Raw genomic sequence first — 16,130 nt, 5'->3', positions numbered from 1 at the left:
ATGATAAAAAAATATAGCTGGACAATTATATTTAGTCTATTCTTATCATTACTTATTTGTTGTAAACCTAAATACAACAACAAAACGGCTAAAAAGCCTAACATTATTTTAATAAATGTTGATGACCTTGGTTGGAAAGACTTAGGGGTTATGGGAAGCTCTTATTATGAAACACCCAATATTAATGCATTAGCAAAACAAGGCCTTACATTTACAAATGCTTATGCAGGTGCTGCAAATTGTGCACCTAGTAGAGCATGCTTAATATCTGGATTAAATACACCTAGACATGGAGTATTTACTGTTAGTCCATCGGATAGAGGTCACAAAAAAACTAGAAAATTAATACCAATACAAAACACAAAACATCTTAACAACTCCATTTACACACTGCCCGAAATGCTAAAATCTAGTGGGTATTTAACCGCAAACTTTGGAAAATGGCATGTTGGTGCAAATCCAAATAAACAAGGTATAGATTATAATATTGGAGGTAGCGACAGAGGAAACCCAGGAAAGGATGGGTATTTTTCCCCATACAATATAGATTTTATTAAAAATGGACCTAATGGCGAATATTTAACCGATCGATTAACTAACGAAGCCATTACTTTTATGCAGAAAGCTAAAGACACTAGTTTTTTCGTGTACCTCCCTTATTACTCAGTCCATACGCCTCTATTAGGTAAAAGAAAACTAATAGAAAAATACAAAAACAAAAAAGGAGATAACAAACAAAACAATGCAACATATGCTGCCATGATTGAATCTATGGACGAAAACGTTGGCAAAGTATTGCATGCGCTTAAAGCATATAATCTAGAAAAAAACACCCTAGTAATTTTCACTTCAGATAATGGAGGGATACGCCAAATCTCTAATCAAGACCCATTACGAGCCGGAAAAGGATCTTACTATGAAGGTGGTATTCGTGTACCATTAATTATAAAATGGCCAAAACATATTACACCTAACACTGTTTCCCATCAAATAGTATCGCAATTAGATTTTTACCCAACGTTACAAGCCATTACTAAACCAAAAAAAAGCAACACACTTTTAGATGGCATAGATTTAAACCCTATACTACATGGGGAGACTACCAAAGTTAGAGAATTGTATTTTCATTTTCCTGTGTATTTACAAAACTACAGTAAAGGAAACGATGGCAGTCGAGACCCGTTATTTAGAACTAGACCAGGCTCTGTTATTATCTCAGGAAGTTGGAAGCTACACCACTATTATGAGGATAATGCTCTAGAATTATATAATTTAAAAGATGACCTTAGTGAGCAACATAATCTCGCAGACTTAAACCCTCAAAAAACAAAGGAACTTTATAAAAAATTAGATGCTTGGCGATTAAAAACAAATGCACCTACTCCAACCGAAAAGAATCCTTACTATTCTTCAGATTTTGAAAAAGATAAAATAATAAGTTTTAACAAATAATTTATTTAAGTAACTCTTTTTAATAAAACAATAAATAGCGTGCAATTAGAAAAAATAAATACTTCAAATTTACATTCAGTAATTTATCTATTCAAAGTAACAACTGATAATGGAACGTGTGTAAAGCGAATTATTAAACAATAATTGCAAAATTAACTTTAAATTAACTAGGAAAAATTATTAAAACTAGTCAAGACTATTTAGGTACTAAATAGTAAAATAATTCCATATAAATAACTATCTTCTATGAATACCCCAAGAATAACAATATTCATGTAAAAATATACGCTGTTATCAGGTTATAACAATAAATGCAACATTTTTCTCCATAATATGACACTGTTGTATCCCATAGTTAATCATTTTAATAAGTAATTTTAATCAATATTAATTAACTTATTAAACTATAATAAAATGAAAAAAACAATACTATTATTTGTTACGTTATTAAGTATAACGATAACAAACGCTCAACTTACAGCAGGAGCCACATTCGATGACGGTTTATATAACTATATAGTGACAACTGATGCTGATCCTGGTTCACCAAATACAGTATCACTTACCGGAGTTAATGCAGGCGGAACTCTTACCGCCAATGTAACAATACCTGCTTCTGTAAATGAAGGCGGATTTGATTATGCTATAACATTAATTTCGGGTGCAGCATTTAAAGGCCTAACAGTTATTGAAACTTTAGTTATACAAGGAGATACTGAACCTGGATTTCAATCGTTTATGGATTGCTCTAATCTTACAAGCATAGACCTTCCAGTTTCTTCAGGAGCTATAGGTGCACAGGCATTTAGAAACTGTACAGCACTTGCAACAACAAGTATTCCTAATATAACTTCTATTGGTGTACAGTCGTTTAGAAATTGTACATCTCTTATAACTATAAGTCTTCCTAGTGTAACTTCAATTGGAGCGAGTGTAGCTGCTGGTTTATCATTTTGGCAATCTACCAATCTTACAACAGTAGATATGCCTGTTGTTGAAAACATATATGTAGGAGCATTCAATAGTACAGGACTTACTTCAGTAACACTTCCTGCTTCCTTAACTGTACTTGATGAAACTAACTGGAACATATTTAAGTTCTGTAGCTCTTTAACACAAGTAACAATTGAGTTTACAACACCTATAGCCTTAACATATAATGGAGCCTCAGGTAGTTTTGTTGGAACAATATTTGAAGGCATTGATACAAATGCAACATTAACGGTTCCAAATGGTTCTCTTGGCGATTATACCGGGGCAGATGTATGGCAAGAATTCTCCACTATTAACGAAGCAACAGCTTTAAGTACCCATTCTCAAGAAACGGAATTAGGGTGGAGTTTTTATCCTAACCCTGCGAAAGATGTTGTTTCTATAACGAATAGTCAATCTAAAAATGCCGCTATCACAATTTATGATTTCAATGGTAGATCTATATTAAGTAAAAATATAAGTAAGGTTGAATCTGAAATTAATATTTCTAATTTACAGTCTGGTATTTATTTGTTTAAAGTTTCAACAGATACTGGTTCATTTGTAAAACGAATTATAAAAAATTAACTATAAATTTTATTAAAAGAAAGAAAGTCCGATTTAAATTAATCGGACTTTTTTTATCAAAAAAACTCATACCTATCAAAAATGATTTTATATAAAAAAAATATTTTCTTTTTGTTATTAGTCATTTTTTGTATTTCTAGCAAAGCTCAAGAAGATAAGCCCAACATTTTATGGCTAGTTGTAGAAGATATGAGTCCGTATCTATCTACTTACGGAAACCATTACACCACCACTCCAACTTTAAATGATTTTGCCAAAAAAAGTGTTGTATTTACAAATGCTTTTTCTAATGGCGCACAGTGTTCTCCTGCCAGATCAACACTAATTTCTAGTATTTATGCCCCAATGCTAGCAACAGATTTACATAGAGAGAAAAGAGCTGTTCCAAAAGAATTTTATTATCCGAAATATTTAAAAGATGCAGGCTATTATTGCTCAAATAATAGTAAAACAGATTACAATGCTAATAATGGTCCTAAAAATATTTGGACAGCATCTAATAAAAAAGCAAGCTATATAAATAGAGAAGATAAAAGTGAACCGTTTTTTTCTGTATTTAATTATAATGGCACACATACAAAGCGCATAGCTACAAAAAACACAAAACAAAGAGATTCTAGAACTATAGCGCTAGATAGCGTAAAGCTACCACCATATTTACCAGATGTAGCAGAAATACGTGATGATATCGCTTGGCATTATGATGCTGTTAATGAAATGGATGGTTGGATAAAATCTAAACTTGACGAATTAGAAGCTTCGGGAGAAGCAGAAAACACCATTGTGTTCTTTTATTCTGACCACGGAGGGTGTTTACCTAGAGGAAAAGCATATTTATATGACACAGGTACACGCGTACCTTTAATGGTTCGGTTTCCAGAAAAATATAGACATTTAGCAGGCGTAAAAACACCTTCAACCAATAACAACTTGGTTGGTTTTGTAGATTTTGCACCTACTATTTTTAATTTGTTGGATGTTGATATTCCTGATTTTATGATGGGCCAACCATTTTTAGGAAAAAATTTACCAGAGCCTAAATCTGAAATATTTTTATACAGAGCAAATCAAGAACAAAATTATATTCCTTCTAGAGCTTTAACTACAGGAAGGTATAAACTTATTTGGAATTTTAATTGTGCCTACCCTAACGGAACAAGACAGTCCTACCAGTGGCAAATGCCGTCTTACCAAGGGTGGGATAATGCAAATATGAAAGGTGAAGTTAATGAATTACAAAGTATATTTTGGAAACCTACAGAAGCGTTAGAGTTTTTTGATACTAAAACAGATCCTTATGAGGTAAAAAATTTGATAGACTCAGAAGAACATCAAGATTTAATAGCTACCATGAAAACGAAGTTGCTAGATATGATGAAAAAAGAAAAGGATTTAGGTCTTTACCCTTGGTCAATGCGTAACAGAAAAAACATCATTCCTTTTTATAATTACGTTAGAGAAACTCAGCAACCAGTAAGTTCTGTAATTGACGCTGCAGCGTTTTCTAGCACAGCAAAAGAAAAAGACATTCCTAAACTAAAAACTTATTTAAAATCTAAACAATCTGCCATTCGCTACTGGGGAACAATAGGTATTTTACAGTTGCTAGAAAGGAAATTGATACATGAAATTCCTGAAGAAATCAATAATAATTTTAACAATGAAGACGAAAATATTGAGGTACGTTTATTAAGTGCAGAAGTACTTATAAAACATCATCAAAACCCCGTGGCATTAAAATACATTTTAAGCAAAGTAAAGGATAATCATTTTATCGCTTATGCCGTGTTGCAAAATTTAGGGAATCATGCAAAACCAATTGAAAAGGACCTAATTAAGTTGTTAGAAAATAAGAAATTAAATCAATTTTATTTAAAATCAGCTTTAATTAATACGGGTTATATGCCATATGAAGAGTTATGGAAATTTTAATCTTATGGTTAGAAATTCTATCACAAAAAAAGACTTACAGAATATATGTAAGTCTTTTTTTTGTGTCTAAAAATACATACCGCTAATCGACAACTTCACTGAACTTTAAAACATAGTTATTTGTACCATCGCTACCATCTAAAGCCACTCCACTAGGACAATAAAGATATTCTGGTTCATTATCAGTACTCATTAATAATTGTGGCCTTTCAAATTTTACTTTTTTCCCACCATAACGAATATTGACACCTTCCGGAAATGCGCCATTTAGATAATAATCCTGATAGTTATGAAATCCAGATAATGGTTTTGCGTTAAATTTAAGACCATCGTCTGAGACCCAAAGTAAACCACCGCCTTTTTCTAAAATACCATGATTGTCTGTGGTCATTAAACATATTTTGTTTCTCCATAAAAAAGCATTACCATCTTCAATTCTAACGCTATTGGTTGTGATTGGTTTTGGTTGAATAATATAGGGCCCTTCTAGAGTATTAGAAATAGCAACGCCCATGCTAACTTTTGCCCCCGTACCTTTAGGTCCCGCCAAAGCTTTAAAATATAAAAGATATTTTCCGTTAGGATGCTTAATTAAACTAGGATTGTTTACTCCCAATCCACTATTAGCACACCAAATGGTTTCATCATTAGGTGGGCTTAGTAAAGGTTCGTTTTTATTGGGAATTTCTGTCCACGGACCATTAAGATCATCACTAATTAGCATGCCAATTCTTTGACTAGCCCCATAATTTGGTGCGCCATCATTAGCTATAAAAACCAATACATATTTATCGTCTATTTTTTTTATGCTAGGATTATGAAAACCAGCAGCATTCCAGCTACCATCTTTCTTACCTTTTCTAACAGTTTCTACAAATATGAAAGGTCCTTTTGGTTTCTTTGCAACATAATGAGCTATTTCACTATTGTATCGCCAAGCTTTTTTAAAAGGAGTTTCTGATGGCCATCGTGCCGAGAATAAATGTATATTTCCATCCTTATCTCTAATTGGAGAACTGCCCCAAACATCATACCCAGGTTCATTTATTGCCTCTCCAATAAATTTCCAATGATCTGACATGGAGGTCGGAATTCCAACTTGCTTCTGAGACGCTTTGTTGTATTTTGCGACCTTACAGGAAGCATAAAAAGACAGTATTGTTAGTATAAATATTACTCTTACATATGGCATATCATGTGGTTTATTGGAGATTAATAATTATAAACCAAAACTCCCCCTTTCTTTGTTTCTATTTCTTCTACGGAATTTTGATAACGAAGTTTTAAGGGGTTTCCTAATTTTGATTTTATGACCAATTTTTTAAGCTTACCTAATTCCCAAGTCATATCAATTTCAAAACCTTTTTTAGCGACTATTCCATTAATATTCCCGGAAGCCCATGCTTTTGGTAATGCAGGAAGTATATGAATTTCATCATTGTGACTTTGCATTAACATTTCTGTAATTCCAGATACCAAACCAAAATTTCCGTCAATTTGAAAAGGTGGGTGTACGTCCAAAAGGTTTGGTAAGGTAGATTTTCTTTGTAGCGCTAAAATATTTTCATGAGCCTTTTCTCCCTCTAATAAACGAGCATAAAAATTAATAATCCAAGCTCTGCTCCATCCTGTATGTCCACCTCCATGAGACAACCGACCTTCTAGTGTTTTTTTAGCAGCTTGAAACAGTTCAAGTGTTTTTGATTTTGAAATTTGATTTGAAGGGTGTAGCCCGTATAAATGAGAAATATGTCTATGTCCTGGTTCTGCTTCTTCTAATTCTTCTACCCACTCTAACAATCTACCATCACTACCAATTTTAAGAGGAGGCATTTGTTTTATTTTACTTTCTAAAATATGACTAAAATCTTGATCGATATTTAAAATTTCTGCTGCTTTTATACAGTTACGAAACAATTCAAACACAATGGCACGATCCATAGTAGGTCCCATATTTAAGGTCGCTTTTTTTCCTTCTTTGGTTAAAAAGTTATTTTCTGGAGAAATTGATGGTCCTGTTACAAAAAGACCTGTTTTAGGATCTTTCACCATAAAATCAACAAAAAACAAAGCGGCTTCCTTCATAATAGGGTAAGCTTGTTTTTTTAAATATTCTTTATCTTCTGTGTATTGATAATGGGTAAATAAATGCTGACAAGCCCATGCTGCACCCATTGGCCACATACCGTATCTTGCTTTTCCAAAAGCAGCCGTTGTAAACCAAGGATCACTAGTATGGTGGGCAACAAAACCACGAGCATTGTATGTCTTTTTTGCGGTAATACGTCCCATTTCTCTTAAATTACCAATGAATTCTAAGAAAGGTTCATGACACTCAGCAAGGTTTGACATTTCTGCCATCCAGTAATTCATTTGAACGTTGATGTTTGTGTGATAATCTGAATTCCAAGGTGGCGTAAATCCGTTAGCCCATATACCTTGTAAGTTTGCAGGTAAAGTACCTGGTCTCGAACTACTTATTAATAAATATCTTCCAAATTGATATTGTAACTGTGTTAGATAATTATCTGTAACTCCCTTTTTTACTTTGTTTAAACGAACGTCTGTTGGTAAGTCTTCTCCTGTGTTGTCAGATATTTTAAAAGAAAGTCTATTAAATAAAAATTGATAGTCTGAAACATGTCTGCTTAACAATTCGCTGTATGAAGTTTCTGCGATGTTGTTTAGTGTTTGCTTTGTAACTTCAACAGGATTTTGACCACGGTAATTACTAGCAGCTACTATTTTAACAATTACTTCATCAGCATTATTAATTACTAATTTGTTTCCTTTAACCTCAGTGGTTCCTCCAATAGTTTTAAAACTAACAATGGCATTAAATTTAACCCCATGTCCATTACCTACATGCTCAGAAAATTCAATTTTATTTTTAGTTAGATTTATTTTCGTCTGTTTATTACGTTTTACCCAAGTAGAAATATTGATACTACCTTTTTTGTTAGCCGTGTATTTGTAGACCATGGCTTTGTCTGGAAAACTAGAAAAATACGCTCTTTTAAAGTCAGTACCATTACTTGTAAACGTTGTATTTGCTATAGATGTTTGAATATCTAATTCACGTCTGTAATTACTTATTGAGTTTATATTTACTGTTTCAATAAATAAATTGGCCAACATTTGATAAGTGTTTTTTCCTGATGGCAATCTATTTGTTAAAATTTTTTCATCAACAATTTTTTCTGCAATTTTATATTTGCCATCAAACAGTAGTTTTTGAACAGTATCTATATATTTTCCTGCATCTTTTTTATCTCTGTTATAGTCTTTACCTCCAGTCCAAATGGTTTCTTCGTTTAGACATATAATTTCTTTTTCGGGAGTACCGTAAATCATAGCTCCTAAACTTCCGTTACCAATAGGAAGACCTTGATTCCATTTAAGTGTAGGTTGTTCAAACCAAATTTTTAAAGGTGTTTTAGGTAATTCTTCATGACTATTGTTACAACTGATGAAAGAAATCAGTAAGATAAAGGAACATAAATATTTTATCATTATTTTGATTTTAAACAGTTGTTAGTCTTTTAAGGTACTTGTTAGTGGTAAGAATACAGTATAAGAATCATCACCTTTTTTTATAGCCAAACACAATACTGTGGGTTTGTTATTTTCTAAATAAACAAAAGGGCGTTCCATTCGACCAGGTTTAAAAAGAGTACCATCTTCAAGTGTTATTTTTTTATCTGTTACTTTATAGTTTGCTGCTTTTTCCCACTGAATTCCATCAGGAGAAGTCATTAAACCTATGTAAGAATGGGCATGGAAAATAGCATAAAAAGCATCTTGTGTTTCATCATACCAAATAGATACATCTTCGGTATCTAGATTCCCTATTACGGGATTGGGTTGTATGGTAAAAGGTCCTGTAGGTTGGTTAGAAACAGCTATAACTTGATTTCTGATGAATCTTTTTTCGTTAGGCTTATCACCTTTTACAATTAAATAAAATTTGCCATCTTTTCCTTTACTAATTGCGGGATTTACAGTGATGGTTGCAATAGGTCCACTAGGTTCTATTATAGAGGTTTCCATTTTTTTCCAAGGCCCATTAAGAGACTTAGAAATCGCCACCCCCGTTCGCTGATTTTTACGTAACATGCCTCTTTTTCTATCTTTTAAAGAGGCGGTACTTAAGTCTATTAAATCTTGATGTGTATATTTTTCTCCACCTAAATTAGTAGCAATATAATACAAGTAGTAATTTCCGTTAAAATATTTAATTTTAGGATTATGAGCTGTAATTTCATCCCAATTACCATCTTGTTCACCTTTTAAAACTGTCTCTTTATACTCCCAAGGCCCTGTTGCATGTTGTGATATAGCATGTGCTATTTCTGAAAAAGTTAACCAACCATTAAACGTATATACTCTTTTCCATCTTGAATAAAACAAATGGTATTTCCCATTTTCATCTTTTATGATAGATCCACCCCAGTTGTAATAATTTGCATCACGAAAGATTCCTTCTTCTTTTAAAGGTTTGATCATTTTGCCTATATCTATCGTGTCTTTTTTGTGCTGACTAAAAAGCCAATCAATTAATTTGGGATTTTTCCAAGCGTATTCGTAAGAGTTGTGTCCTACATTTTTATATATGGTTAGTTGAGCGTTGTTGTTTTTTTCAGCATATAAAGCTTCCATCATATCTGTGGAACCAGAAAGAGGCACCGTAAGATCTGCATCTCCATGAAAAGCCCAAATAGGAAGGTTCTTTATGATTTTTGCCATAGAAGGATCTCCTGCTCCACAAATAGGAATGGCAGCGGCAATCATTTTATGATAACGTGTTACAAAATTCCAGGTTCCGTATCCACCCATCGAGACCCCCATGACATAAACACGATTTTGGTCTACCGATTTTTCCAGAATCACCTTGTCTAAAATTTCTTTGGTTAAGCGCATTGGTGTACTTATGGGAATATCTTGCATTTTATAAGACCCTTTTTTCCATGGCACCTCAACCCATTTTTGCTTAACTGGGCACTGCGGCATTACAATGATACAGGGATGTTTTTCTTGCACTTCTTTATCTACCCAGCCGGCAACCCAAGGTCGTAGTTGTTTCAAATTATCACTACCTCTAGACCCTGCCCCATGAAGTGAAAGCACCAAGGGGTATTTTATATTAGGATTGTAATTAGGAGGTAAAAACAACCTGTAAGGTAACTCTACCCCCTTTTGATCTACATATAAATGAGCAGTTGTATTTTTTTCATAATAAGATATATTATGCGCTTCGATTGCAACAGGGTAAGAATGATGGCTTGAATTGGTTATTTGGGCAAAAACAAACTGATTTACCAAACACAAAATTATTATAGTTCTTTTCATTACTATTTCACTTAACCTAATTCAACGTTTTAAATCATTCAATTCCCCATGCATATCTCTATGCATTAAAAATTCCTTTCTAAATAAATATTATTTGACAAGGCCTTTTCAGAGCATATTTGCCCTAAGCAATTAACATATTTAGCTAATATTCTTTCCTACGAAAAAATTTTAATGAACAAAAAAGTTCTAATTTTTGGATAATGATTTCTTCATTTTTTTAGGACTGTCATATAACACCTTTTTATTCTCCATTAATCTTTGATGAATATGATAAGTAACATCCATCCACGCTCTTTCTTCAACCCATAACGGTTCCAATACCTGCGTTTCCCACTTTTTTAACTCATTTACTGTCTTCTTAAAATTTCCTTTTTCTTGTAAAGACAAATCAGTAGTTTCTCCGAGATCATTATCTAGATTATAGAAAGTATAGCCATAGTTTTTTAAGCCAATTAGTTTATAATCCCCTATTCTTGCCGCCGATTCTTCTAACTTTCGCCAAAATAATTTTTTATGCGGATTACCCGTTTTTTCTCCTTTTAAATATGGCAATAAATTAACCCCATCTAAAAGTAAAGCTGGTTCTTTTTTAATATTGGCCGCAGCAATTGATGTTGTGAAAATATCTAACGAAGAACTTAAACCTGAAAATGTTTGACCAGGCTTGATAACAGACGGCCAACTAACAACAAATGGCACACGATGTCCGCCCTCAAATTTATTTCCTTTCCATCCTTTTAAAGGACCTCCGCTAGAATTATTATTGGCTGCACCTCCATTGTCACTTAAAAAATATATCAGTGTATTTTCTTCTAACTCTAACTCTTTCAATTTTTGTTGAATTTTTCCGACATTCTCATCTAAAGACCATGTCATAGCCGCTAATTTTTGTCGGGGGTGGTTTTTATATTTTTCAAGATGTTCCTGTTTAGCCTCCATAGGTGTATGGACCGCATTAAAGGCTAGATACATAAAAAATGGTTCTTTTTTGTTCGCTTCGATATAGCTCACAGACTGATCTCCTAATACATCGGTCATGTAACCATTAAAAAAAACGCGCTCCCCGTTGTGTTGTAACATTTGTTTCTTCTGTGGATTTTTCATTGGAAAATAGGACCGACTTCCAACTTCAAAACCATAAAACTCATCAAAACCTCTATTATTTGGATGGTCGGATTCGTCATAGCCCAAATGCCATTTTCCTAAGGCTATCGTTTTATATCCATGTTTTTTAAAGACATGTGCCATCGTAGTTACATCATCAGAAAGACCAATATCGCCCACATGCTCATCACCTGTGTTATTTGCCTCGAAACCAAAACGCTGCTGGTATTTTCCTGTTATTAAACCTGCTCTAGATGGCGCACAGACTGTGGCACTTACATGAGCATCAGTTAAAACAACCCCGCTAGTTGCCAACTTATCTATATTGGGAGTTTCAAGATCTTTACTCCCCATAAAGCCAAAATCAACATAACCAGCGTCATCAATTAAAATAACAATTATATTGGGTCTTTTTTCATCTTGGTTTTTACTTGTATCAGACTCGTCATTGATTGTTACTGTAGCACCAAACATGAACATTACAGCAATTAATAGAGAACTAATAACCCATTTTTTCATTTTCATTCCTAAAAGCTTTTTTGCAATATGTAACACTATTTAATTGAATTTAAAAGCATTACTTTTATGATGTTTTACTGTGGTTTAAAATGTTTATTAATTTAATATATCGTTTTCATTAAATACGCTAGATTAAACTAGAAAGCATTTTTTTTAGCTGAATTAAAGTACTAAAGAAAAACTCAAAACCTATTTAATTATTCCTGATTTTAGCCTCTAAATTAATCGAAACTAATTTTAAAAACATGAGAACTACTACCATAACCCGGTTTGGTTTGTACACCTGTAGCCAAATATAAATAGGTAGGAATTCCGTTTTCAAAAAGAAGTTGAGCGCGCTCTAAATGTCCATCTTTTTTACCTCGGTAAGAAACAGCATCTTTTAAATGTTCTTCACCCACATAATGCAATAGATCTTCATAAGCACGTTTTGTGTTTTCTTTAGGGAATGACAATCCGTCTGCAGATTTCCATAACAACCCACCGCCTCTGTTTCCTAGAGCACCTCTAAAATCACGACTTATCATATACACAGAATCATTCATTGTAAATGCATACGCATCTTCTAACGGCATTTTTTCTTCTGTTACTCTTGTTGGTTGATGAACATAAGGACCTTCTACATGATCTGCAACGATCAAACCATAAGAATACACATATCCTTTAGGTTCTTTTCTTACTACAGATTTATGATATAAGAAATATTTTCCTTTGTATTTAATTAATGAAGGATTAGAAACCCCTAATCGTGCGGTGTAGTTCCAAACTGTTGAATCTTTTGTTTGACGTAAAATAGTTCCGTCTGGTTCTCCTCCTTTAGCAGGTCTCCAAGTATCATTTAAATCATCTGCAACCAACATTACAATTCGTTGTGTTTTTAAATCATCATTTTCATTTACAATAAAACATAGTTGATACTGACCATCTATATTACTAATTGTTGGATTGTGAGGCGAATTGAAAAGTCCATTTTTATCTTCTACAGCAACTCCTACATATTTAAAAGGACCTTCTGGTTTGTCTCCTACATAATGACCAATTTCACAATCTTTATACCATCCATTAAAGTTAGGCTGTGTATTTGTAGGCCATTGTGCTACGTATAGGTGAATTTTACCATCTTTACCCTTTATTGGTGAAGAACCCCATACATGCATTCCTTCATTTTCAGCAGCTCGACCTATATATTCATATTTAATATTATTTGAATTCACAGTTTTAGCCTGTTGATTATTCTTTTTTTCAAAGATTCCACAAGATGTAAATACAAGTATTGTTACAAGAATAGTAAGTTGTCTTAATTTCATTTGTTATTGCTATTTATGGTGTAAAATTTTGGTTTTAGTTAGGTATCCTCAAATTACGTAATCCTAAAAAATGCCGTAAGTATAAAAATACTTATTCTCATTTTATACAATGGGGTCAATTTGATTACAGTATAGGGTAATTATGTCTCTTTATCATCTAAAACAAGCTTCTATTAGGGTTAATTACTGTAAAAAACCGACGTTTCTACTAAAATATCATGATTTTTACTCCTTATTAGTTACAATATCGCCCTACAACAAATCAATTGATTCTTTATTTTTATAATTCATAAGAACACTTGTAGCGTTCTTCTAATATTCAATTATAACTTCAACAATAAATGAAAATCCATTTACTAAAAACCACATTAATAATTCTTGTCTTATATTTTTTAAGTTGTAACTCTTCTCAAGAAAAGAACAGCAATACACAAACTGCCATTAAAGCTAATAAAGGAGAAATAACATCTGTCTCCGGAACAAGAAATATTAGTGGTATTTATCCACATTTATCTTCCTATGCACATGCTAGAGAAAATGGGACTTATGATTTTGGAAACGAGTGCGGAATTGGAGGTTTAGCAGTTTGGAATGAAAAACTGTACATGATAAATTATGCAGCGCATGAGCCAAAAGGTAGTGAACACAAACTATATATTATCGATAAAGATAAAAACATGGAAGTGTATCAAGGAAGTATTGGTGGCACACCTGCTGCAAGAATGATTCATAAAGAATCTAACCAATTGCTTATTGGGCCTTATGTTATTAGTAGCTCTGGAGAAATACGAGTAATACCTATCAAAGACATGAAAGGTCGTTTAACAGCCATTGCAAGGCACTTAAAAGATCCTGAAAATATGGTGTATTACTACGATATGGAAGGCATGTTATACGAGGTAAATGTTCATACGTTAAAGGTAAATAAATTATACCACAATCCTTTACCTGGTTGGCATGGAAAAGGAGCTTATACAAGTCAGAATAAATTAATTTTGGCTAATAACGGAGAACATGGTCATGAAGGAAGTAAAAATTGGCAAATAAAAATAGCCAATAAAAAAAGCAAAGAAGACAATGGAATTTTAGCTGAGTTTGATGGCGAAAATTTTAAAGTAGTAGAAAGAAGACAATTTACAGATGTTACTACTAAAAACGGAATTAATGCCGTACCAAACGAACAATCTCCATTATGGGCAATGGGCTGGGATAAAAGGTCTATCCGATTAAAAGTTTTAGAAAATGGTGAATGGAAAACGTTTTTATTACCTAAAGCAACGTATAACAACGATCCATCACATGGGTGGTTTACAGAATGGCCAAGAATTAGAGAAATTGGCAATGGAAAAATGATGATGGATATGCACGGAATGTTTTTTGATTTTCCTGAAACATTTTCACATAACAACACAGCCGGAATTAAACCCATAGGATCGCATTTACGTTATATACCCGATTTTTTAAGCTGGAACAATCAGATTGTTTTGGCTACCGATGAAACTAGTATACAAGGAAACCCTTATGCTGGTCAGCCACAATCTAATCTTTGGTTTGGTACCCAAGAAGATTTAGCCAATTGGGGACCAAAATCTGCCTACGGAGCTATTTGGATCAATGATGAAGTTGTTGCTAACAAACCATCACTTCCTTTTTTAATTTCTGGTTTTGATAACAGAATTTTACACGTATATAGTTCAGATAAAAAACCAGTGGATATTACCATTCAGATAGATGAAAACGGAACAGGTGATTGGAAAGAGTTAGAAAAACTATCATTAGGTAAAGAAGGTTATCAATATTACATTTTTGATGAAGATGTAAAAGCAGAATGGGTACGTTTGGTTGCTAATAAAACAAGTAAGTTAACAGCAGCATTCCACTTTACGGATCAAAATCTTAAAGACAGAGCTAACGGAGTTGAATTATTTAAAAGTCTAGCTGATATTGATGAGACTGGTAAAGTATCTCATACCAAATTATATAGCAATAAGACAAACTACAACTTAAGTGTGTATGCAGGAGAAATAGAAAATAACACTTTTAAAACTACGCAATCTTATGAGTTTTTAAAATACGACTTTACATATGCAAACGGCATCAAAGACAGTACCTCTGTAGCTGCTTTAAAAAATAAAAAAGTTGGAGAAGAAGTTGATTTCTTTAATAAAAAATCAAAAGATAATTCTGAAGCAAAAGAAGACGGAAAAGAAATTTGGTCAGAAGATGAAGCATCTGTAATTCTACATGCTAAAAACTATCAATTAAGATTACCAAAAGGACATGCTAATTATTCTAAACAATTTTCTGCTAAAACAGCTAGAGTTGCTAGAGAATTAGAATCAGAAAGAGAATTGGCAAATATTGCAGGTACTTTTTACGAACTACCTTTATTTAAAGTAGGTAAAGAGCCATTGTATAAAATGTTGAGACCTGTAGCTACCCACAACAAACAAATTACCGAGTTTAATACATGGAATGGTTTGTTGGTTTTAAGTGGTGTTAAACAAGATGCAAAACCATCAGAACATGTCTATAAATCAGAAGATGGTAATGTAGCACTTTGGTTTGGTGGTATTGATGATTTATGGAGTTTTGGAAAACCTGTAGGAGAAGGTGGGCCATGGAAAAATACGCAAGTAAAAGCAAATCAATTATCAGATAGGTATTTAATGACAGGTTACGATGAAAAATCACTTACTTTAACATCTGATGTTGATACACAATTCAAATTATACATTCATGTAAATCATTATGCAAAAGAACCGGTTTTATTTAAAACATTTGAAGTAAAAGCTGGTAAAAAAATTACTTATAAATTTCCAAAAGGATTTAGTGCACATTGGGCACAAATAGCATCCACTAAAAATTGTAATGCCACTGCGTGGTTTGTTTATCAATAATACT

At 33.0% G+C, this 16,130-nt stretch carries 9 protein-coding genes; 4 read left to right on the top strand and 5 right to left on the bottom strand.

Annotated elements, in window-relative coordinates:
- The 3 genes from ABJM36_RS08540 (at position 1) to ABJM36_RS08530 (ending at position 4,944) form a co-directional block, all read left to right on the top strand.
- On the top strand, positions 1-1,452 hold the full coding sequence (locus ABJM36_RS08540; protein ID WP_348451039.1) for a sulfatase: 1,452 nt from the start codon (positions 1-3) through the stop codon (positions 1,450-1,452).
- 414 nt (positions 1,453-1,866) lie between these two features.
- Positions 1,867-3,012 carry a leucine-rich repeat domain-containing protein gene (locus ABJM36_RS08535; protein ID WP_348451038.1) on the top strand — a complete coding sequence of 382 codons (1,146 nt, stop codon included), beginning with the start codon at positions 1,867-1,869 and terminating at the stop codon, positions 3,010-3,012.
- Positions 3,013-3,093: 81 nt separating this feature from the next.
- On the top strand, positions 3,094-4,944 hold the full coding sequence (locus tag ABJM36_RS08530; RefSeq protein ID WP_348451037.1) for a sulfatase: 1,851 nt from the start codon (positions 3,094-3,096) through the stop codon (positions 4,942-4,944).
- A gap of 82 nt (positions 4,945-5,026) precedes the next feature.
- Here ABJM36_RS08530 and ABJM36_RS08525 read toward each other — a convergent pair whose 3' ends face one another.
- The 5 genes from ABJM36_RS08525 to ABJM36_RS08505 form a co-directional block, all read right to left on the bottom strand.
- Positions 5,027-6,136, bottom strand: coding sequence for a glycoside hydrolase family protein (locus ABJM36_RS08525; protein WP_348451036.1), 1,110 nt, complete (start codon positions 6,134-6,136; stop codon positions 5,027-5,029).
- Positions 6,137-6,156: 20 nt separating this feature from the next.
- The gene (locus tag ABJM36_RS08520) at positions 6,157-8,457 is read right to left on the bottom strand and encodes a glycoside hydrolase N-terminal domain-containing protein (RefSeq protein ID WP_348451035.1); all 2,301 of its coding nucleotides are present in this window, start codon (positions 8,455-8,457) and stop codon (positions 6,157-6,159) included.
- A gap of 21 nt (positions 8,458-8,478) precedes the next feature.
- Positions 8,479-10,293, bottom strand: a complete 1,815-nt coding sequence (locus tag ABJM36_RS08515; RefSeq protein WP_348451034.1) for an alpha/beta hydrolase-fold protein — start codon at positions 10,291-10,293, stop codon at positions 8,479-8,481.
- Positions 10,294-10,482: 189 nt separating this feature from the next.
- Complete coding sequence (locus ABJM36_RS08510; protein WP_348451033.1) at positions 10,483-11,925, bottom strand: sulfatase-like hydrolase/transferase; 1,443 nt, start codon at positions 11,923-11,925, stop codon at positions 10,483-10,485.
- A gap of 215 nt (positions 11,926-12,140) precedes the next feature.
- Positions 12,141-13,226, bottom strand: a complete 1,086-nt coding sequence (locus tag ABJM36_RS08505) for a glycoside hydrolase family protein (RefSeq protein WP_348451032.1) — start codon at positions 13,224-13,226, stop codon at positions 12,141-12,143.
- 341 nt (positions 13,227-13,567) lie between these two features.
- Here ABJM36_RS08505 and ABJM36_RS08500 point away from each other — a divergent pair, with 341 nt between their 5' ends.
- Positions 13,568-16,126, top strand: a complete 2,559-nt coding sequence (locus tag ABJM36_RS08500; protein WP_348451031.1) for a hypothetical protein — start codon at positions 13,568-13,570, stop codon at positions 16,124-16,126.
- Positions 16,127-16,130 lie beyond the last annotated feature (4 nt).

The organism is Algibacter sp. (assembly GCF_039977455.1).
Classification (GTDB): domain Bacteria; phylum Bacteroidota; class Bacteroidia; order Flavobacteriales; family Flavobacteriaceae; genus Algibacter_B.
Note: the sequence above shows the minus strand (reverse complement) of the source record. Positions and strands in the feature narration are given on the sequence as shown.